Source organism: Bradyrhizobium barranii subsp. apii (assembly GCF_011516635.5).
Classification (GTDB): Bacteria; Pseudomonadota; Alphaproteobacteria; order Rhizobiales; family Xanthobacteraceae; genus Bradyrhizobium; species Bradyrhizobium barranii.
In genome coordinates this window covers 6,022,420-6,041,352 of record NZ_CP096255.1, presented here as the reverse complement: position 1 = coordinate 6,041,352, position 18,933 = coordinate 6,022,420, and the positions used below count along the sequence as shown (strand labels likewise).

The 18,933-nt window shown below is 64.1% G+C and carries 20 protein-coding genes; 10 read left to right on the top strand and 10 right to left on the bottom strand.

Annotated elements, in window-relative coordinates; all coding sequences use genetic code 11:
• Nucleotides 1-13 precede the first annotated feature (13 nt).
• The 3 genes from HAP41_RS28870 to exbD are packed head-to-tail and all read left to right on the top strand — an operon-like array spanning nucleotide 14 to nucleotide 2,067.
• A complete protein-coding gene (locus HAP41_RS28870) occupies nucleotides 14-703 on the top strand; it encodes a Fe2+-dependent dioxygenase (RefSeq protein WP_028146578.1) in 690 nt (229 codons plus the stop codon).
• Nucleotides 700-1,608 carry a tonB-system energizer ExbB gene (exbB, locus tag HAP41_RS28865; RefSeq protein ID WP_166095080.1) on the top strand — a complete coding sequence of 303 codons (909 nt, stop codon included), beginning with the start codon at nucleotides 700-702 and terminating at the stop codon, nucleotides 1,606-1,608. The genes HAP41_RS28870 and exbB overlap by 4 nt, the downstream gene beginning before the upstream one ends.
• Before the next feature lie 3 nt (nucleotides 1,609-1,611).
• Nucleotides 1,612-2,067, top strand: a complete 456-nt coding sequence (gene exbD, locus HAP41_RS28860) for a TonB system transport protein ExbD (RefSeq protein ID WP_071914949.1) — start codon at nucleotides 1,612-1,614, stop codon at nucleotides 2,065-2,067.
• An 8-nt stretch (nucleotides 2,068-2,075) separates the two neighbouring features.
• Here exbD and HAP41_RS28855 read toward each other — a convergent pair whose 3' ends face one another.
• Nucleotides 2,076-2,918: an IS5 family transposase gene (locus tag HAP41_RS28855; protein ID WP_166060442.1), complete on the bottom strand. Its 843-nt coding sequence runs from the start codon at nucleotides 2,916-2,918 to the stop codon at nucleotides 2,076-2,078.
• 93 nt (nucleotides 2,919-3,011) lie between these two features.
• Between HAP41_RS28855 and HAP41_RS28850 the strand changes: the two genes are divergently transcribed.
• Nucleotides 3,012-3,827, top strand: a complete 816-nt coding sequence (locus HAP41_RS28850) for an energy transducer TonB family protein (protein ID WP_166095088.1) — start codon at nucleotides 3,012-3,014, stop codon at nucleotides 3,825-3,827.
• Here HAP41_RS28850 and HAP41_RS28845 read toward each other — a convergent pair.
• From HAP41_RS28845 to HAP41_RS28835, 3 genes are all read right to left on the bottom strand, one after another.
• Complete coding sequence (locus HAP41_RS28845; RefSeq protein WP_071917525.1) at nucleotides 3,815-4,234, bottom strand: hypothetical protein; 420 nt, start codon at nucleotides 4,232-4,234, stop codon at nucleotides 3,815-3,817. The genes HAP41_RS28850 and HAP41_RS28845 overlap by 13 nt on opposite strands.
• A 62-nt stretch (nucleotides 4,235-4,296) precedes the next feature.
• Nucleotides 4,297-4,962, bottom strand: coding sequence for a site-2 protease family protein (locus tag HAP41_RS28840; protein ID WP_166095094.1), 666 nt, complete (start codon nucleotides 4,960-4,962; stop codon nucleotides 4,297-4,299).
• 68 nt (nucleotides 4,963-5,030) lie between these two features.
• A complete protein-coding gene (locus HAP41_RS28835) occupies nucleotides 5,031-5,897 on the bottom strand; it encodes a LysR family transcriptional regulator (RefSeq protein ID WP_166095100.1) in 867 nt (288 codons plus the stop codon).
• Between the two features lie 90 nt (nucleotides 5,898-5,987).
• Between HAP41_RS28835 and HAP41_RS28830 the strand changes: the two genes are divergently transcribed.
• Nucleotides 5,988-6,893: a DMT family transporter gene (locus HAP41_RS28830; protein ID WP_166095107.1), complete on the top strand. Its 906-nt coding sequence runs from the start codon at nucleotides 5,988-5,990 to the stop codon at nucleotides 6,891-6,893.
• A 2-nt stretch (nucleotides 6,894-6,895) separates the two neighbouring features.
• Here the strand turns inward: HAP41_RS28830 and HAP41_RS28825 are convergent, their stop codons facing one another.
• The 6 genes from HAP41_RS28825 to gntR all read right to left on the bottom strand — a co-directional run bounded on the left by HAP41_RS28825 (nucleotide 6,896) and on the right by gntR (nucleotide 13,310).
• Nucleotides 6,896-7,288 (bottom strand): GFA family protein, encoded by a 393-nt coding sequence (locus HAP41_RS28825; protein WP_071914943.1) that lies wholly within the window; start codon nucleotides 7,286-7,288, stop codon nucleotides 6,896-6,898.
• 3 nt (nucleotides 7,289-7,291) lie between these two features.
• Complete coding sequence (locus tag HAP41_RS28820; RefSeq protein ID WP_224580718.1) at nucleotides 7,292-8,425, bottom strand: serine hydrolase domain-containing protein; 1,134 nt, start codon at nucleotides 8,423-8,425, stop codon at nucleotides 7,292-7,294.
• Between the two features lie 69 nt (nucleotides 8,426-8,494).
• On the bottom strand, nucleotides 8,495-9,241 hold the full coding sequence (locus HAP41_RS28815) for an SDR family NAD(P)-dependent oxidoreductase (RefSeq protein ID WP_014495989.1): 747 nt from the start codon (nucleotides 9,239-9,241) through the stop codon (nucleotides 8,495-8,497).
• 120 nt (nucleotides 9,242-9,361) lie between these two features.
• Nucleotides 9,362-10,093, bottom strand: coding sequence for an SDR family oxidoreductase (locus HAP41_RS28810; RefSeq protein ID WP_166095125.1), 732 nt, complete (start codon nucleotides 10,091-10,093; stop codon nucleotides 9,362-9,364).
• Nucleotides 10,094-10,257: 164 nt separating this feature from the next.
• Nucleotides 10,258-12,087, bottom strand: coding sequence for an IlvD/Edd family dehydratase (locus tag HAP41_RS28805; protein ID WP_028146570.1), 1,830 nt, complete (start codon nucleotides 12,085-12,087; stop codon nucleotides 10,258-10,260).
• Between the two features lie 122 nt (nucleotides 12,088-12,209).
• Nucleotides 12,210-13,310: an HTH-type transcriptional regulator GntR gene (gntR, locus tag HAP41_RS28800; RefSeq protein ID WP_166095128.1), complete on the bottom strand. Its 1,101-nt coding sequence runs from the start codon at nucleotides 13,308-13,310 to the stop codon at nucleotides 12,210-12,212.
• Between the two features lie 201 nt (nucleotides 13,311-13,511).
• Here gntR and HAP41_RS28795 point away from each other — a divergent pair, with 201 nt between their 5' ends.
• From HAP41_RS28795 to denD, 5 genes are all read left to right on the top strand, one after another.
• Nucleotides 13,512-14,573 carry an ABC transporter ATP-binding protein gene (locus tag HAP41_RS28795; protein WP_063983849.1) on the top strand — a complete coding sequence of 354 codons (1,062 nt, stop codon included), beginning with the start codon at nucleotides 13,512-13,514 and terminating at the stop codon, nucleotides 14,571-14,573.
• A 71-nt stretch (nucleotides 14,574-14,644) separates the two neighbouring features.
• Complete coding sequence (locus HAP41_RS28790) at nucleotides 14,645-15,958, top strand: ABC transporter substrate-binding protein (protein WP_063983848.1); 1,314 nt, start codon at nucleotides 14,645-14,647, stop codon at nucleotides 15,956-15,958.
• 67 nt (nucleotides 15,959-16,025) lie between these two features.
• Nucleotides 16,026-16,973, top strand: coding sequence for a carbohydrate ABC transporter permease (locus HAP41_RS28785; protein ID WP_166095138.1), 948 nt, complete (start codon nucleotides 16,026-16,028; stop codon nucleotides 16,971-16,973).
• Between the two features lie 2 nt (nucleotides 16,974-16,975).
• On the top strand, nucleotides 16,976-17,851 hold the full coding sequence (locus HAP41_RS28780; RefSeq protein WP_166095144.1) for a carbohydrate ABC transporter permease: 876 nt from the start codon (nucleotides 16,976-16,978) through the stop codon (nucleotides 17,849-17,851).
• Nucleotides 17,852-17,930: 79 nt separating this feature from the next.
• Nucleotides 17,931-18,917: a D-erythronate dehydrogenase gene (gene denD / locus HAP41_RS28775; RefSeq protein WP_166095147.1), complete on the top strand. Its 987-nt coding sequence runs from the start codon at nucleotides 17,931-17,933 to the stop codon at nucleotides 18,915-18,917.
• Nucleotides 18,918-18,933: the final 16 nt, after the last annotated feature.

Sequence of the window (18,933 nt, the reverse complement as noted above, 5' to 3'; positions counted from 1 at the left end):
ACGACGAGGTGCCATGCTGACATGCATAGACGGCGTCCTGAGCAAGGATGATGTGGCGGAATTCCGCCGCATCATGGACGCCAGCGAATGGGAAGACGGCCGTTCCACCGCGGGCGCGCAGTCAGCAATGGTCAAGCGCAATGAGCAGTTGCCGCCTGACAGCGAGGTCGCGCGCAAGCTCGGCAACCGCATCATCTCGGCGTTGACGTCGAACCCGCGTTTCCTGGCAGCGGCGATCCCACTGCAGATCTTCCCGCCGCTGTTCAACCGCTATGCGGCGAACAGCGGCCATCATTTCGGGCTGCATGTCGACAATGCGATCCGCGGCGACCGCCTGACCGGCCTTCGCATCCGCACGGACCTGTCGGTCACGCTGTTCCTGGCCGAGCCGGAAGAGTATGACGGTGGCGAACTTGTGATCGAGGACACCTACGGTTCGCACGAAGTGAAGTTGCAAGCCGGGGACTGCGTGCTCTATCCCTCGACCAGCCTCCATCTCGTCACGCCGGTGACGAGGGGGACGCGGGTTGCGTCTTTCTTCTGGCTTCAGAGCATGATACGGGACGATCAAGCCCGGAGCATGATCTTTGACCTCGACACCGCGATACAGGCGCTGGTGGAACGGCTCGGGCGTGACGATCCCGAAACGGTCAAATTGACGGGTATCTATCACAACCTCATTCGCTACTGGGCCGAAGTATGAAGATCATGTCCTTCCAAGCAAGCCTTGCCGCCGCCTTGATGCTGGCGGCCGCCTGGCTCGTATCCCCTGTTTCTGCCCAGACACAGACCCCGCCGGCGGCACCTGCACCGGCACAGGCGACGGCTCAGCCGGCCACCGCCAGCCCGGCTCCGGCTGCCGCTCCGGCGGTGGTGGCGCCCGTGGCGAAGCCCGACGCGGCCGCTATCGCGCCGGCCATGAAGGAGCTGTCCCCCTGGGTGATGTTTATGTCGGCGGACGTCATCGTGAAGGCGGTGATGATCGGGCTTGCCTTCGCATCGTTGATGACCTGGACCGTCCTGATCGCCAAGTCGATCGAGCTGTCGGTCGCGTCCGGCAAGCTTCGTTCGGCACTGAAGAAGATCTCGGAGGCGCGCTCGCTCGCGGAAGCGCAAATGGCGCTCGGCGCCAAGCAGGGCATTCTGCCGTCCTTCCTGGCGGCAGCGCTGCGTGAGGCGCGGATGTCGGCCGGCCTGTCCAGCGATGCCGGCATCAAGGAGCGCGCGGTCTCGAGCTTTTCCGAAATCGTGCGCGCGGAGGCGCGGCGCATCCGCGTCGGCATGGGTGTGCTCGCGACCATCGGCTCCACGTCGCCCTTCGTCGGCCTGTTCGGCACGGTCTGGGGCATCATGAACAGCTTCATCGGCATCTCGAAGTCGCAGACCACGAACCTCGCCGTCGTCGCGCCCGGCATCGCCGAGGCGCTGCTTGCGACCGCGATCGGCCTCGTCGCCGCCATTCCCGCCGTCATCATCTACAACCACTTCTCGCGCATGACGAAAAGCTATCTCGAGCTCGTCAGCCGTGCCTCGGGCGCGGCGGGGCGGCTGCTCTCGCGCGATCTCGACCGCAGCCACGGCAGCGCGCATTCGCGCGCGGCGGAGTGAACCATGGGCGTTTCGCTCGCAGACAATGATGACGACGACGATTTCGGCGAGACGCATGACATCAACGTCACGCCGTTCATCGACGTCATCCTGGTGCTGCTGATCATCTTCATGGTCGCAGCTCCGCTCTCCACGGTCGACCTGCCGATCGATCTGCCGACCTCGAGCGCGACCCCGCAGAAGAAGCCGGACAAGCCGACCTATCTCAGCATCAAGCCCGATCTGACGCTTGCGATCGGCGAAAACCCGGTCCACCGCGCCGAGTTGATCGGGACCCTCGACGGCCTGTCCGACATGAGCAAGGACAAGTATGTCTTCCTGCGCGCCGATCGCTCGGTGCCGTATGGCGAATTGATGAGTGTCATGGAGCTCTTGCGCTCAGGCGGCTATTCCCGGGTGAAGCTGGTCGCGCTGGAGGGCGCTCCCGGAGCGCCCGTGGCAGGCGCCGGTCAGCCTTAGAGCCTGACTCAAAATTGCATTGCTGTTTTTATCGCTGCGATGCGCCTTGTCATGAGTTGGACAGAGGCGAGGAAGAGCCAGGCAGTTGCGCTTTCGATGGTTCGCTCGAAGTCCTTGGCCAATCTGCGGTTGCGGCCGAGCCAGGCGAAGGTTCGTTCGACCACCCAGCGGCGCGGAAGCACCTCGAAGCCCTGTGCGGCATCGGAGCGCTTGATGATCTCGACAGTCCACCGGCCGATCTTTTCCAGCACCGCCTTGAGCTTTTCGCCGGCATAGCCGCCATCGGCGAAGATATGGCGCAGCCAGGGGAAGCGGTAGCGAATGCTGCACAGGACATCTGGCGTGCCGTCACGATCCTGGACGTCGGCAGCGTGAACGATCGCTCCGACCAGGAGCCCTTGGGTGTCGGTGACGATGTGGCGCTTTCGACCCTTGATCTTCTTTCCCGCGTCGTAGCCGCGAGGGCCGCCACTTTCCGTGGTCTTGACCGATTGGCTGTCGATCACGCCGGCCGTCGGCGAGGCCTCCCGGCCGATCGCCTCGCGCGCCAGCATCAGGAGTGCGTGGTTGATCGATTGCCACAATCCGCTGTCGCGCCATTGGTAGAAATAGTACTGCACCGTGGTCATTGGTGGAAACAGAGTGGGCGGCAGCATGCGCCACGGCAATCCGCCGCGCAGCAGATAGAGTACTGCCTCGACGATGTCGCGATAGCTCCATTTCGGGCGCCGCCCGCGCTTGGCCCGCACAGGAAGCAACCTCTCCAGCACGCCCCATTCCGCATCCGTCAAGTCGCTTGGCAAACGCAGCTCCTCTCGGGCAAACTGTGCCCGGGTGATATCAGTCCACATTCTCGATCCCTTTGATGCTTCGCAACACCGATGGAATCAGAACTCGCTGATATCACTCAACTTATTTTTCGGTCGGACACTTAGAGGCGCACGATGTCGGACGAAGTCAGACCATCCCGGAAGCTCTGGATTTTGGCAGCGGTGGCGGCGCTCGCGCTCCATCTGGGCGGGGCCGCGCTCGCCCTGGCCCATCTGCGGACCGATGACGACGACGATGGCCTGGGCGCGTCCGGCGCGGAGTTCGCCGTCGAGATGGCCTCGCCCAAGGCGCCTGAGACCGACCTTCCGCCGGGACCGGACAGCGAAGCGATGCAGGAGCAGCAGGCGCTTCCCGAGCAAAAGGCCGAGACCAAAGAAACCGAGCTTCCAAAGGACCAGTCGCAACAGGTCGACGATCCCGATCGGGTCGTCACCGAAAACATCTCGAAGAAGCCGCAGGACGAGGATCCCAAGATCGCGGCGGTCGAGACACCCGCTGCCGAGGCTTCGCCGCAGTCGGTTGCAACGGCGCGGCAGACCCTCGACGAGGACGCGCGCGAGGCCGAGAAGGCCCTGGCGCCGGTGCTTGGCCTCGGCAAGGACATCCTCAGGATTACGACCGACTGGAATCGCAAGATCAGCGCGCACCTCACGGCCCACAAGGTCAACCCGGAGGGCAAGCAGCCCAATAATCAGAAGGTGAAGGTCAGCTTCGCGATCAACCGCAGGGGCAATGTGCTGTCCGTCGACGTCGTGGAGTCGTCAGGGGATGTGGCCTACGATGCGGCCGCGCTCTCGATTGTCCGCAAGTCCGATCCCATCCCGCAGCCCCCGGCCGGACTGACCGAAGACCGGTTCGAGCGGACCGTCGACATCATCTTCACGCCGCCGGACGAGAAGAAAAAGAAGAAATCGGCTCAGCGCCAGTAGAGCCGGATCCCGACATAGACCACGACCAGGCAGACGAAGATCAGCGCCACCGGGAGCGGCCGTTTCTGGGCTCCGCTAAACGCCGCCGTAAAGGAGGCCGTCTTCGCCGGTTTCGGAGGCGGGCGGCGGAAAGCGGTAACATTGTCCGCCGCCGGCTCGGGCGGACGGGTCCGGACGTCGGGCGGAGTTCCCGCGCCACCCATCTCGGCATAGTAGGCCTTGTAGATCGCGCCGATCGTGGCCTCGGTGGCCTCGCCCTCGCTCATCTGCGCGAGCAGGTTCTTGTAGCTGGCGAGGAACTCCTGCGCCTCGGCAGGCAGCGCGGAGGCCCCGTTGAGCTTGGCCATCATCTTCCAGGTGGCAAAATCGGCGCGGGCACGGGTGTCCGCGCGTCGCGCGATCAGCATATCGGCAGCTTTGACCAAGTCGGCCTCGAGCCCTTCGGCTTATGTTCGGGTGTTCTGTTGAACTACGCGTTGCCGGTCAGGAAGAGAACAGCCTGAATCACATAACCGGTCAACGTCCGCAGTATTCCTGAAATAACATCAAGATTTAGACCGAACTGCGAGCCCGCGAGCGGCAGCAGGATCAGAAGACCAATCAGGATCAGCATCCCGAATGGCTCGAGCCGGGCCAGCCGAGGCAACAGCCCGACCGCGACGCGCCCGCCGTCGAGCGGCGGGATCGGCATCATGTTGAACACCGCCAGCACCGCGTTGATGACCAGCGCGTTCTTGAGGTTGTCGAAAATCCACTGGGCCGAGCCGGCCGGTGCAAAGGGCACGGCATGGAGGGCAAGAGCCGCCGCGAGCGCCAGCAGGATGTTGGTGGCGGGCCCGGCAAGGGCCACCCAGACCATGTCGAGCCTGGGATGGTTGAGCTTGCGGAAATTGACGGGAACCGGCTTGGCATAGCCGAATAGGAACGGCGAGTGCGCGAACAGCAGCATCGCCGGCAGGATCAGGGTGCCGAACGGATCGATATGCTTGATAGGGTTGAAGCTGACGCGGCCGAGCTGCCAGGCCGTGTTGTCACCGAGACGGTACGCGACGAAAGCGTGCGCGGCCTCGTGGAAGGTGATGGCGAGCACCAGCGGGAGCACCCACACCGATAGGTCATAGAAGGAAATGTTCACGGCTCGTCTATCCCGGTTTGCCTGCGGCCTTGCAGCCAACCCGGCCGATCCGGTGATGGGGCAACGCGTCAGGTCAGGATATGGGACGCGGGTTCCGAAATCCCAAGCCGTAAATGATCCGCCAGCAGCGCCGCCGGCTGCGACAGGTTGCGCGCGCGGTGCAGGCGGATGTCGGCGGGCGGCAGTGGCGGCAGGCCGTCCGACAGGACGCGCAGGCGAGGCGGCAGGGTGCCGGCCTTCACGACGGTGATGGCGAGGCCCTCCGCTGCGATCGCTTCCACCGCCGCAAGGGTGCGGCTGACATAGGCGAGGCGCCACGGCCGGCCTGCGGCATCGAGGGCCTCCGCGGCCCATTGCCGGAACAGGCAGCCCGGCGGGTAGAGCGCGACGGGCAGCGTGTCCTGTGCTTCGGCCCGATACGTCCTGGCCGCAGCCCAGACCGCCTGCTCGCGCCGCAGCAGCACGCCATCGCCGCGTCCTTCCGGATGCATGGCGATGACGAGGTCATAGGCCTCGCCGAGCCGGGCCGGCATCGTCGCGGTCAGGCCGGTCTCGATCTCGACCCGGATCTCCGGATGGCTTTTGGCAAAATGCGCCAGCAAGGGCGGAATGACGATCGTACCGTAATCGTCCATCACGCCGAGCCGGACCACGGCGTCGCGCTTGCGTGCGCGGAGCACATCGATCGCCTCTGCATTGAGGTCGAGAAGCCGTGTCGCATAAACGAGGAGTTCTTCGCCCGCCGCGGTCAGCGCGACGCCGGCCCTGGTGCGCTGAAACAGCTTGGTGCCGATCCGCTCCTCCAGGCGCCTGATCTGGACGCTGACCGCCGACTGGGTCCGGTTGAGCAATCGGGCTGCGCGCGTGAACGAGCGATGCTCGGCGACGGCGAGAAATGCCTTCAGCAGATCGGGGTCGAGAACAGGCGTGGTCATGACGAAAACTTATCCCAGCATGACGGAAACTCCATTCCCTGTTTCGGCGCGCCTCGTATGCTGCGTTCAGGGCTCGTCAAGGGAGGGAGTGTGGGCGAAATCTCCGGCGTTCTGGCCGCGGTGCTGTCGAGCGGCCTCGGCGGCACCTCGATCGGTGCCACGCGCTATCTCGTGAGCAGCCTCGATCCGCTCGCGATCGGCTCGTTCCGGTTCGGCATCGGCTTCTTGCTGCTGCTGCCCCTCACGCTGCTCCGCGGTGACCGCTGGCCGGGGCGAGGGGACTGGGCCGCCGCGACCGGGCTCGGCATCCTGTTCTTCGCGCTGTTTCCGATCCTGTTCAACGCATCGCTGATCTTCACGACCGCCGCGCGCGGCGCGCTCGCCTTGTCGACACTTCCGCTGTTGTCGCTCGTGATCGGCGCCGCGCTCGGCGCCGAAGCCCTGAGCTGGCGCAAATCGATCGGTGTCGCGATTGCGACATTTGGCGTTGCCGTCGCGCTGCTCTCCGACCTGACCTCGGCACCATCCGGCGCCTGGCGCGGCGATCTCCTGATGATGGCGGCTGCGCTGTGCATGGCGCTGTACGGCATCTGGTCGAAGCCGCTGATCCGGCGCTCCAGCCCGATCGCCTTCACGACCATGAGCATGGCGGCCGGCGCAGCCTGCCTCATCCTGCTCTCTTATGTCCGCGGCAGTTTTGCGCCGGTCGCCGGCTTCGGCGCGCCGCAATGGCTGGCGGCTTTCTATCTCGGCGCCGTTGGCGCGGCGCTGACCTTCTATCTCTGGGCCTTCGCGCTGGAGCGGACCACGCCGACGCGCGTCGCGATCTCGGTCAACCCGATCACGGCATCGCTGGTCGGCGCCTGGCTGCTGAACGAACCGCTGCGCTGGAATCTGGCGGCCGGCATTGTCGCGGTGTTTGCCGGGATCTGGATCGCGACGACGACGGGACGGCGCGCTCAGGCGGCGAGAGTGCCTGCGTCAGGGCAAGCCTGACGTCACGCCGGGATGGTGCCCTGATATTGCGTCAGGCCGTCGTCGAGCTTCAGCCATGCGACCTTCTCCGAGACCCAGATGTGCTCGGTCGGCGCGAAGGCGTTGCGATCGTCGAAGGTCGTGAGCGAGACGCCCGCCAGCGTGCCGTTGCGCCGCCAGGAGAACAGGCGCGTGCCGCAGCGCTTGCAGAACACGCGGTCGATGTTCTCGGACGAGGCATAACGCTCGATGTCGCCCTCGACGGTCAGCGCGCGTTGATCGAATTGCGCGCGGGCGAAGTAGGGCGAGCCCATCGCCTTCTGGCACAGGCGGCAATGGCAGATGCGGACGTTGAGCGGCTCACCCTCCGCCTTGAACCGCACCGCGCCGCACAGGCATCCACCTTCCCGGATCATGGCTCAGGCCACCCGCCATTCGCCGACCTGGCGCGCCATGCTCCAGTTGAGATTGTCGAGATCGCCATCCATGTTGGAATTCCCGCGTCTGGTGTTGGTGAAGGCGGCCCAGCAGAAGCCGCCATGGGTGCGCACGGCAATCGTGCTCGTGCCCGGCAGGCTGCCATTGTGCCACCAATTGTCGAATTTGTTGACACAGAAGCCTTTGGCGTAGTTCGGGCTGTAACTGGGTGCGGTGGTCATGACCTCGATGGTGCGCGGCCGCAGGATGTTCGCCGGTCTCGTGTAGCCGTCGACATGCATCAGGAACTGGACGAGATCCGCCGGCGTCGCGATCCAGCCGCCATGGGAATCCATCCGCCTCACCTTCATCTCATACGGACTTTCACCCTGACCGTAATAGGCGACTTCGCCGGCCTGACGCTGGTCGCGGGTATTACCGGCGATGGTCATGTCGGTGACACTGCAGCGCGTCAGCACCTCGGTGCGGACGTGCTCGGCATAGGCCTGGCCGGTGAGCTTCTCGATCACGCGGCCCAGAACGCAATAGCCGAACTTGGAATAGGCGTAGTGCTGGCCCGGAGGCCGGTCCAGCGGCCGGTTGGCGAGCGTCCAGGCGATCAGCTCGGCATGATCCATCCGCGGATGCGTGAACATGGGATCGCGGTTGTCATTGCTCCAGCCGCCGGCAGCGTGCGTCAGCAGATGCTCGAGCGTGATCTGGTCGATGCCGGCAGAGTAGGGCGGTGACCCGTAATCGGTGCCGAGCAGCGCACCGGGGCCGAACACGCGATCCGTGAGCTTGAGGCGGTTCTCCTCGATCAGGCGGAAGATCGTGACCGAGGTGATCATCTTGCTGACACTGGCGATCCGGAACAGATGTCGCGGCGTCACGGTCTCGTTCCGCTCGCGATCGGCAAGACCGAAGGCGTCCTCGTGGACAACAGTGCCGGCATAGCCGATCGCAAAGGACAGCGCGGGCACGTCGTATTTGTCCATGAAGCTGCGTGCGAGCCGCGCCATGGCGCCGCGTTCGGCCGGCGAGGGCGGACGGATGCTCGGCGGGCTGGGCGCCTGTTGCGCGGGCGCAACACGCGACAGCAACGGAAGCGCGCCTGCGCCCGCTGCGAGCTTCACGAAATCCCGACGCCCAAAATCCCGACGTCCAAGCCGCATGGTCCGCCCCTTCCAGGGGCGGCCAAAGCTTCAGTAGGTCGCCCGTCCGCCGGAAATATCAAACACCGCGCCGGTGGAGAAGGCACAATCTTGGGATGCGAGCCAGCTCACCATCGCGGCGAGCTCTTCCACCAGCACGAAGCGCGCCTTCGGGATTTTCGACAGCATGAAGTCGATATGCTGCTGCGTCATCTGGTCGAAGATCGCGGTCTTCGCCGCGGCCGGCGTCACCGCATTCACGAGGATGTCATGTGCCGCCAATTCCTTGCCGAGCGATTTCGTCAGCGCAATCAGTCCGGCCTTGGAGGCCGAATAATGCGAGGCGTTGGGATTGCCTTCCTTGCCGGCGATCGAGGCGATGTTCACGATCCGCCCGTACTTCTGCTTGAGCATCGTCGGCACGATCGCCTTGCAGACGATGAAAGGGCCGTCGAGATTGATGCGCAGGACCTTGCGCCACTCCTCGAGATCGGTCTCCCAGACCGGCTTGTTGACGCCGGCGATGCCGGCATTGTTGACGAGGATGTCGATCTTGCCGAAGGCGGCAAGCGTCGCATCGCGCGCCTGCTCGACGGCGGCGGGGTCGGTGACGTCGACCTTGAAGACTTTTGTCTCGCCGCCGACTTCATTCGCGGTCTTCTCGGCAAGAGCCGAGTCGAAATCCCAGATCGCGACCTTGGCGCCGGAGTCGATGAAACGCCGGGTGATGGCACGGCCAAAGCCCTGCGCGCCGCCGGTGACGACGGCAATGCGGCCGTTGAGATCGATCTTGTTCATCGAGAACTCCCTTGTCTATCCCTCATGGTGAGGAGCGCGCACTTGCGCGCGTCTCGAACCATAAGCCCGTGGCCCATCCCTCGAGAGGGCGTTGTCGCGCCTCCTCGGGATGAGGAGCGATCAGAGCATGTAGCCGCCGTCGACGACAAGGTCGACGCCGGTGGTGAATGCGCTTTCGTCGCTGCCGAGATAGACCGCCATGGATGCGATTTCGTCGGCGGTGCCGAGCCGGCCCATCTTCTGGCGGGAGACGAACATCTCCTTGCCCTGCGGTCCCTGCGCGGCGGCGCGGTCGAGCATCGAGGGCGTCTCGACGGTGCCGGGGCAGATGCTGTTGCAGCGGATGCCCTTGGTGATGAAGTCGAGCGCGACCGCGCGCGTCAGCAGCGACACCGCGGCCTTCGACGCGCTGTAGACGTAGCGGTTGGCCGGTGGCCGCAGCGCGGCGCAGGACGAGATGTTGACGATGCTGCCGCCGCCGCCCGCCAGCATCTCGGGCAGGAACGCCCGGATGGTCCGGTGCATCGACTTGACGTTGAGGTCGAACGAGAAGTCAAAATCCTCTTCCGAGCACTCCAGGATGGTGCCGTGATGCACGAAGCCCGCCGCGTTGAGCAGGATGTCGATCTTGCCGATGCGCTTGGCGAAGGCGTTGACGTCGGCGGTGTTGCGGACGTCGAGCTTGGCGACCTCGGCGATGCCTTCCTTGGTCAGGCCCGCGATGCCGGCCTCGTTGATGTCGGTGGCGATGACGGTTGCGCCTTCACGCGCGAATGCGATGGCGCATGCGCGCCCGATGCCTGCCGCTGCAGCCGTGACGACGGCGCGCTTTCCCTTGAGGCGGTCTGCCATGTTGTTTTTCTCCTTGGCTTGAATTTGTCTATCGGCTCGTCATTGCGAGGAGCTCGTGACAAAATTGCGCAGCAATTTTGCACTGTTGCGACGAAGCAATCCAGACTGTCTCCTTGGAGATATCTCTGGATTGCTTCGCTTCGCTCGCAATGACGACGTGGCTGTTAGTGGTTGTCTCTGGCGACACCAAACGTGCCGGCGACGTTCTGATACCTTGTGGCGAGCTCCATGCAGGCGCCGGTCGATTGCTGGCCCACCGTGTTGCGGTAGATCTCCTGCCACGGCGTCTGGTTCGCCGGATGCTTGAAGCCGCCATTGGCCATCAGCTCGGCGTGGCGCTTCTTCACCTCGTCGTCCGAAATGAGAATATTGGCGCTGCCCTTGTTGAGGTCGATGCGTACCTTGTCGCCGGTCTTGAGGATCGCGAGCCCGCCATTGGCGGCAGCTTCCGGCGAGGCGTTCAGGATCGACGGCGAGCCCGAGGTGCCGGACTGGCGGCCGTCGCCGATGCAGGGCAGGGCGAGAATGCCGCGTTTGATCAGCGCAGCCGGCGGCTGCATGTTCACGACCTCGGCGCCGCCGGGGTAGCCGATCGGGCCGGTGCCGCGGACGAACAGCATGCAATTCTCGTCGATGTCGAGCGAGGCATCGTCGATCCGCTCGTGATAATCCTCCGGGCCCTCGAACACGATGGCGCGGCCTTCGAAGGCGTTCAGATCCTTGGGGTTGCTGAGATAGCGGTCGCGGAACTCCTTGGAGATCACGCTGGTCTTCATGATCGCGGAATCGAACAGATTGCCCTTCAGCACCAGGAAGCCGGCGTCCTTCACCAGTGGCTTGTCGTAGGCCCGGATCACGTCATTGTCGGGCGCGGGCGCATTGGCGCAGTTCTCGCCGATGCCGCGGCCGTTCACGGTAACCGCGTCCTCGTGGATGCGCTTGTGCTTCATCAGTTCGCGCACCACGGCCGGCACGCCGCCGGCGCGGTGGAATTCTTCGCCGAGATAGAAGCCGGCCGGCTGCATGTTGACCAGCAGCGGCACGTCGTGGCCGAATTTCTGCCAGTCGTCGATCGACAGCTCGACGCCGATGTGGCGGGCCAGCGCGTTGATGTGGATCGGCGCGTTGGTCGAGCCGCCGATCGCCGAGTTGATCACGATGCAGTTCTCGAACGCCTTGCGGGTCAGGATGTCCGACGGCTTGAGGTCTTCCCAGACCATCTCGACGGCGCGCTTGCCGGTCTCGTAGGCGATCTGGCCGCGCTCGCGATAGGGGGCGGGGATCGCCGCGCAGCCCGGCAGCGAGAAGCCGAGCGCTTCGGCAAGCCCGTTCATGGTCGAGGCGGTGCCCATGGTGTTGCAATGGCCGACCGACGGCGCCGAGGACGCCACGATCTCCATGAATTCTTCATAGTCGATCTCGCCGGCGGCGAGCCGCTCGCGCGACTTCCAGACGATGGTGCCGGAGCCGGTGCGCTCGCCGGCATGCCAGCCGTTCAGCATCGGCCCGCCCGACAGCACGATCGCGGGCAGGTTTACGGTCGCCGCAGCCATCATGCAGGCAGGCGTGGTCTTGTCGCAGCCGGTGGTCAGCACCACGCCGTCGAGCGGATAGCCGTAGAGGATCTCGACGAGGCCGAGATAGGCGAGGTTGCGGTCGAGCGCCGCGGTCGGGCGCTTGCCGGTCTCCTGGATCGGATGGGTCGGGAATTCCATCGCAATGCCGCCGGCTTCGCGGATGCCTTCACGGACGCGGTGCGCCAGCTCGATATGGTGGCGGTTGCAGGGGGAAAGGTCGTTGCCGGTCTGGGCGATGCCGATGATCGGCTTGCCGGACTGAAGCTCGGCCCGGGTGAGGCCGTAATTCAGGTAGCGCTCCATATAGAGCGCCGTCATGCCCGGATTATGCGGATTGTTGAACCATTCCTGCGAGCGGAGGTGGCGGCGAGCGCCGTTGCTGGCGGGCGCATGCCCATTGGTTGGTTTTTTTGTCATTGGTTTCTCCTGCAATGCAAACGCACTGGCGTCGGGAGCTCAGCTTCGGCTGGTGCGATGCCCAACGGCGCGATCCATGGTTCAAAGGCCCGTTGGCGGGTCATTCCCTCACAAGCGCGATACTAGTCTTGGCCACTTGGTAACGCTATCATTTTGTTCGCGGCGCCCGCGCCTGATGCGGCAGGCCTGTCGTCCGACCGCCGCGACGACGAGCTTTGCCGCTCGATCACCTTGAAGCCGAGATCGAGCACCGGCTGCTCGGGGCGGCGTCCGTCGATCGCTTCGATCAGCATGGTGGCGGCCGTGTTGCCCATCTCGTAGCGGTTGGTGCGCACGCTGGTGAGGGTGGGGACCGCGGAGGCCATGAATTCGAGGTCGTTGAATCCGACGATCGCGATCTGCTCGGGGACCGCGATCTCCCGGCGCCGGCATTCGAACAGCACGCCGAGCGCGAGGTCGTCATTGGCGCAGAACACCGAGTCGATATCGGGCTCGCGCGCCAGCAGATCGGTGAACAGGGTGCCGCCGAGCGTCACCGAGGTCGGTGTCGCCGTCGTGACGACGAGGCGCTGCTCGAACAGCGCGGCGTCCTTCATGGCCGAGACATATCCGTCCAGCCGCCGCTGCACCCGCGGATCCATGCGCGCGCCGACGAAGCCGATCTTGCGATGGCCTTGCGCGAACAGGTGGGCGATCGCCGCGCGGGCCGCATCATAGTGCGAAAAGCCAATCATCATGTCGACCGGATTGGGCCCGATCTCCATGATCTGCACGATCGGGCAGTCGGCGGCCTCCAGCATCGCGCGCGATTCCGCGGTCTGGTCGATGCCGGTGACGATCAGTCCGGCCGGCTTCTGCGCAAGAAACAGGCGCAGCAGCTTCTCCTCCTGGAGAATACTGTAGCGTGTGTTGGACAACTGGATCGAGTACCGGCTGCCTTCGGAGGCGTCATAGATGCCGCGCAGCACGTCGGAAAACACGTTGTTGGTCAGTGACGGGATCAAGACGCCGATCACTTCGGTGCGCTGCGAGGCCAGCGCTCGCGCCGCCAGGTTCGGCACATAGCCGAGCTCGTTGGCCGCGCTCTCGACCCGCGTCCGCTTGGCGACCGACAGGGCCTCCGGATTGCGGAAGAACCGGGACGCCGTGATCGGGCTGACGCCGGCAAGCTCGGCAACTTCCGCCAGCCGGATTTTACCTGACTTGGTGCGTTTTCGACCCATTAGTTGCTCTTATCACAGTCGGTCCGGCAAACAAAGGAACGTTGACAGCGCTACCAGCAACGACTAACCAAAGACAAATTGCCAAAACCGCACAAACTGCCGACAATGTCGCTCGCTAAGATCGGGCTTCGTTCGGTGAAGTCTGAAAAACAAGACGGTCGCGGCGCGTGAGGCGTCGTGGACTTTCGAGGAGGGAGCTAGATGTCGTCTGTGCAAATCCGCGACGTGCGGAAATCGTTCGGCAATTTTGAAGTCCTGCACGGCGTTTCGATTCCGATCGAGGACGGCCAGTTCGTCGTCCTGGTTGGCCCCTCCGGCTGCGGCAAGTCGACGCTTCTGCGCATGCTTGCAGGCCTCGAGAACATCACCTCCGGCACGATCTCGATCGGCGACCGCGTCGTCAACAATATCCAGCCCAAGGAGCGGGATATTGCGATGGTGTTCCAGAACTATGCGCTCTACCCGCACATGACCGTCGGCGAGAACATGGGCTTCTCGCTGAAGCTGCGGAACGCGAGCTCCGACGAGATCAACAAGCGCGTCAAGCGCGCCGCCGAAATTCTCGCGCTGTCGCCGCTGCTCGAGCGCTATCCGCGCCAGCTCTCCGGCGGCCAGCGCCAGCGCGTCGCGATGGGCCGCGCCATCGTGCGCGATCCGCAGGTGTTCCTGTTCGACGAGCCCTTGTCGAACCTCGACGCCAAGCTGCGCGTCGCCATGCGCACCGAGATCAAGGAGCTGCACCAGCGGCTGAAGACGACGACCGTCTACGTCACGCACGACCAGATCGAGGCCATGACCATGGCCGACAAGATCGTCGTCATGCATGACGGCATCGTCGAGCAGATGGGCACCCCGCTCGAGCTCTACGACAAGCCCGACAACCAGTTCGTCGCCGGCTTCATCGGCTCGCCGGCCATGAACTTCCTGAAGGGCCATGTGCGCGTCAACGGCGTTGCGACCTTCGAGGGGCCGAACGGCGTCAAGCTGCCGCTCAAGAACGCGCCGGCGGCGTCCGACGGTCGCCCTGTCGTCTATGGCGTGCGACCCGAGCATTTCACCATCGCGGACGACGGCGCCGATGCCGAGATCATCGTGGTCGAGCCGACCGGCTCGGAGACGCAGGTGTTCGCGAAGGTGGGTGGCGAGCAGGTCGTCGCGGTCTTCCGCGAGCGTCACCAGTTCAATCCGGGCGACAAGGTCAAGCTGAAGCCTGACCCGTCACTGGTTCATCTGTTCGACGAGGCGACGGGCAAACGCATGTAGCCGCGCCGAAGGATTGCCCAACGACTGTTCAAGAACGACCCAATACAAATATAAAATTCAGGGAGAGAACGATGAGCAATTTCGACAGGCGAAGTGTGCTTAAGGCCGGCCTGGGCGGCGCAGCGCTGCTGGCCGGCCCGGGCATCGTGCCGGTCCGCGCCGCGGAGTGGACCAACACGCCCGAACCGAACGCGTCCATCCGCGTCTTGCGCTGGAAGCAGTTCATCCAGGCCGAGTTCGACAAGTTCGCCGAGCAGACCAAGAAGTTCTCCGAGAAGACCGGGGTCAAGATCAAGCTCGAGGCCGAGAGCTGGGAAGACATCCGCCCCAAGGCCGCGGTGGCCGCCAATGTCGGCGCCGGCCCCGACCTCATCATCGGCACGCTCGACGATCCCCACAAATTCCCGGAAAAGCTGATCGACATGACTGATGTCGCCGACTATCTCGGCGCGCAGTATGGCGGCTGGTATCCGGTTGCCGAACGTTACGGCAAGAAGGGCAACAGCTGGATCGCCATTCCGCAGGGCGCGACCGGCGGCTGCCTGAACTACCGCATCAGCCACGTGAAGGCTGCGGGCTTCGAGGAATTCCCCAAGGACACCGCCGGCTTCCTCAAGCTCTGCCAGGCGTTGAAGAAGAACAACACGCCGGCCGGCTTCGCGCTCGGCCATGCCACGGGCGATGCCAATGGCTGGTGCCAGTGGGCGCTCTGGGCGTTCGGCGGCAAGGTCGTCAACGACAAGAACGAGGTCGTGATCGACTCCCCGGAGACGGTCGCCGCGCTCGAATACGTCAAGCAGCTCTACGAGACCTTCATCCCGGGCGTGCTGTCGTGGAATGACTCGAACAACAACAAGGCGTTCCTGAACGGCGAACTCAGCCTGACGCTGAACGGCATCTCGATCTGGACCGTCGGCAAGAACTCCACCGATGCGAAGCAGCAGGAGATCGCCAAGGACATGAACCACGCGCCGATGCCGATCGGCCCCGTGGGCGTGTCGACCGAGCAGCAGAACGTGCTGGTCTACTACGGCTACAAGCACTCGAAGTATCCCAAGGCGGTCAAGGAATTCATCAAGTTCATGATGGACAAGGAGAACTACGACGCCTGGGAGGTCGCTTCCAACGGCTACGTGTCGCCGCCGCTGCCGGCCTACAACGACAACCCGGTGTGGACGTCGGATCCGAAGATCACCCCGTACCGCGACTGCCTGAAGCGCTGCCGCGACAACGGCTTTGCCGGCGATCTCGGCTATGCCTCCGCCGCGGTGATGGGCGACTTCGTCGTCGTTGACATGTTCGCGGAAGCAGCCTCCGGCTCGGCGACGCCGAAGCAGGCGGCGGCGCGCGCCGCCGAGCGCGCCAAGCGCTACTATCAGGTCTGATCAACGCCAATCTGCGCGGCGTCCGGTTCGCCGGACGCCGTGACTCTTCTTCCGAGGGGAATCCGACATGGCAGTCATGGCCGAGTCCGCTGTCGCGCAGGTCAAGCGCAGCAGCCTATGGAACAGAGCATTCGAGAGCCGGAATTGGCTCGGCGCGATGTTCATGGTGCCGGCGATCGCGATCCTCATCCTGTTTCTGGCTTATCCGCTGGCGCTGGGCTTCTGGCTCGGCATGACCGACACCAAGATCGGCGGGGCCGGGCGCTATATCGGCTTTGCGAACTTCGTCTCGCTCTCCAAGGATTCGGTGTTCTGGCTCTCGGTCTTCAACACCATCTTCTATACGTTCACCGCGAGCATCGTGAAATTTGCCATCGGCCTTTACCTCGCGCTGCTGCTCAACGAGCGGCTGCCGTTCAAGTCGATGATTCGCGCCATCGTGCTGCTGCCCTTCGTGGTGCCGACAGTGCTGTCCGCGATCGCGTTCTGGTGGATCTATGACAGCCAGTTCTCGATCATCTCCTGGGTACTGATCAAGGCCGGCCTGATCACGCGCTACATCGACTTCCTCGGCGATCCCTGGAATGCGCGCTTGTCGGTCGTCGCCGCCAACATCTGGCGTGGCGTGCCCTTCGTGGCGATCACGCTGCTGGCGGGATTGCAGACGATTTTGCCCTCGCTCTACGAGGCCGCCAATCTCGATGGCGCCACCAACATGCAGCGCTTCCGCCACATCACGCTGCCGATGCTGTCGCCGATCATCGCGGTCGTGATGACATTCTCGGTGCTGATGACGTTCACCGACTTCCAGCTGATCTACACCATCACGCGGGGCGGGCCGATCAATGCCACGCATCTGATGGCGACGCTTTCGTTCCAGCGCGCCATCACCGGCGGCAATCTCGGGGAGGGCGCAGCGATCTCGAACGCGATGATCCCGTTCCTGGTCGCAGCGATCCTGCTCAGCTTCTTCGGGCTTCAGCGCTCCCGCTGGCAGCAGGGCGGGAGGGACTGACCATGAGCACCGCAGACGACCAAAGCGTCGGAATGGATTATCTCGAGAGCTTCCCGCGGAAGTTCTTGCGGGTATACTTTCCGCTCGGCCTGATCATCTTCTTCCTGCTGTTCCCGTTCTATTGGATGGCGGTCGCGACGTTCAAGCCGGACGCGGAGATGTACGATTACGAGAAGTACAATCCGTTCTGGATCGTGAATCCGACCATTGAGCACATCAAGAAGCTGTTGGTCGAAACCGACTATCCGCTCTGGATGTGGAACACCGTGATCGTCTCGGTGTCCTCCACCTTCATCTCGCTGTTCGCCAGCGTCTGCGCCGCATACGCGATCGAACGTGTCCGCTACAAGGGCTCGCGCTATATCGGCCTTGCGATCTTCCTCGGCTATCTCGTGCCGCCCTCGATCCTGTTCATTCCGCTGGCGGCGATCGTGTTCCAGCTCGGCCTGTTCGATGGCAATCTGGCGTTGATCCTGACCTATCCGACCTTCCTGATCCCGTTCTGCACCTGGCTCCTGATGGGCTATTTCCGCACCATTCCCTACGAGCTCGAGGAATGCGCCCTGATCGACGGGGCGACGCGGCTCCAGATCCTGGTCAAGATCACGCTGCCGCTGTCGCTCCCGGGGGTGATCTCGGCCGGAATCTTCGCCTTCACGTTGTCCTGGAACGAGTTCATCTACGCGCTGACCTTCATCTCCTCGTCGGAGAACAAGACGATTCCCGTCGGCGCCATCACCGAGCTCGTCAGCGGCGACGTCTACCATTGGGGCGCGCTGATGGCGGCGGCCCTGATCGGCTCGGTCCCCGTAGTTATCCTTTATTCCTTCTTCGTGGAGTACTATGTGTCGGCGATGACCGGCGCCGTGAAGGAATGATCGCGGGGCCTGCCTTGAGAGCGTGCCAGGAGAACGTGTCAGGAGCGGCGCGCTCCGGCCAATAAGAAGGAGTAGGCTCTTGCACATTCTGGTTCTGGGCGCCGCCGGCATGGTCGGCCGTAAATTGTGTGAACGGCTGTTGCGCGACGGCCGGCTCGGCAAGAGCGACATCACCAAGCTGACCATGCACGACGTGGTCGAGCCCAAAAAGCCGGAAAAGGCCGGTTTCCCCGTCGAGACCGTGTCAGGCGATTTCGCCGTGCCGGGCGCAGCCGAAAGGCTGATCGCCGGCCGCCCCGACGTGATCTTCCATCTCGCCGCGATCGTCTCCGGCGAAGCCGAGCTCGATTTCGACAAGGGCTACCGCATCAATCTCGACGGCACGCGGATGCTGCTCGATGCCGTCAGGCTCGTCGGCGGCGGCTACAAGCCGCGCGTGGTCTTCACCTCGTCAATCGCGGTGTTCGGCGCGCCGTTCCCGGATGCGATCGGCGACGAGTTCTTCCACACCCCGTTGCTCAGCTACGGCACCCAGAAGGCGATCGGTGAATTGCTGCTCGCCGACTATTCGCGCCGCGGCTTCCTCGACGGCATCGGCATCCGTCTGCCGACCATCTGCATCCGGCCCGGCCTGCCCAACAAGGCGGCATCGGGCTTCTTCTCCAACATCCTGCGCGAGCCGCTGGCCGGCAAGGAAGCGGTGCTCCCGGTCTCCGAGGATGTCCGCCACTGGCACGCCACGCCGCGCTCGGCTGTCGGCTTCCTGCTCCATGCCGGCACCATGGATCTCGCCAAGGTCGGCCCGCGCCGCAACCTGACGATGCCCGGCTTCTCGGCCACGGTCGGCGAACAGATCGCTGCGCTCAAGCGGGTGGCCGGCGACAAGGTCGCCGCGCGCATCAAGCACGAGCTGGATCCGTTCATCGTCGGCATCGTCGGCGGCTGGCCGCGCAATTTCGAGGCGAAGCGGGCGCGCGAGCTCGGCTTCACCACCGAAGAAAAGACTTTTGACGACATCATCCGCATTCACATCGAAGACGAGCTCGGCGGCAACTTCGTCGCTTGATCCAACCGATGAACAG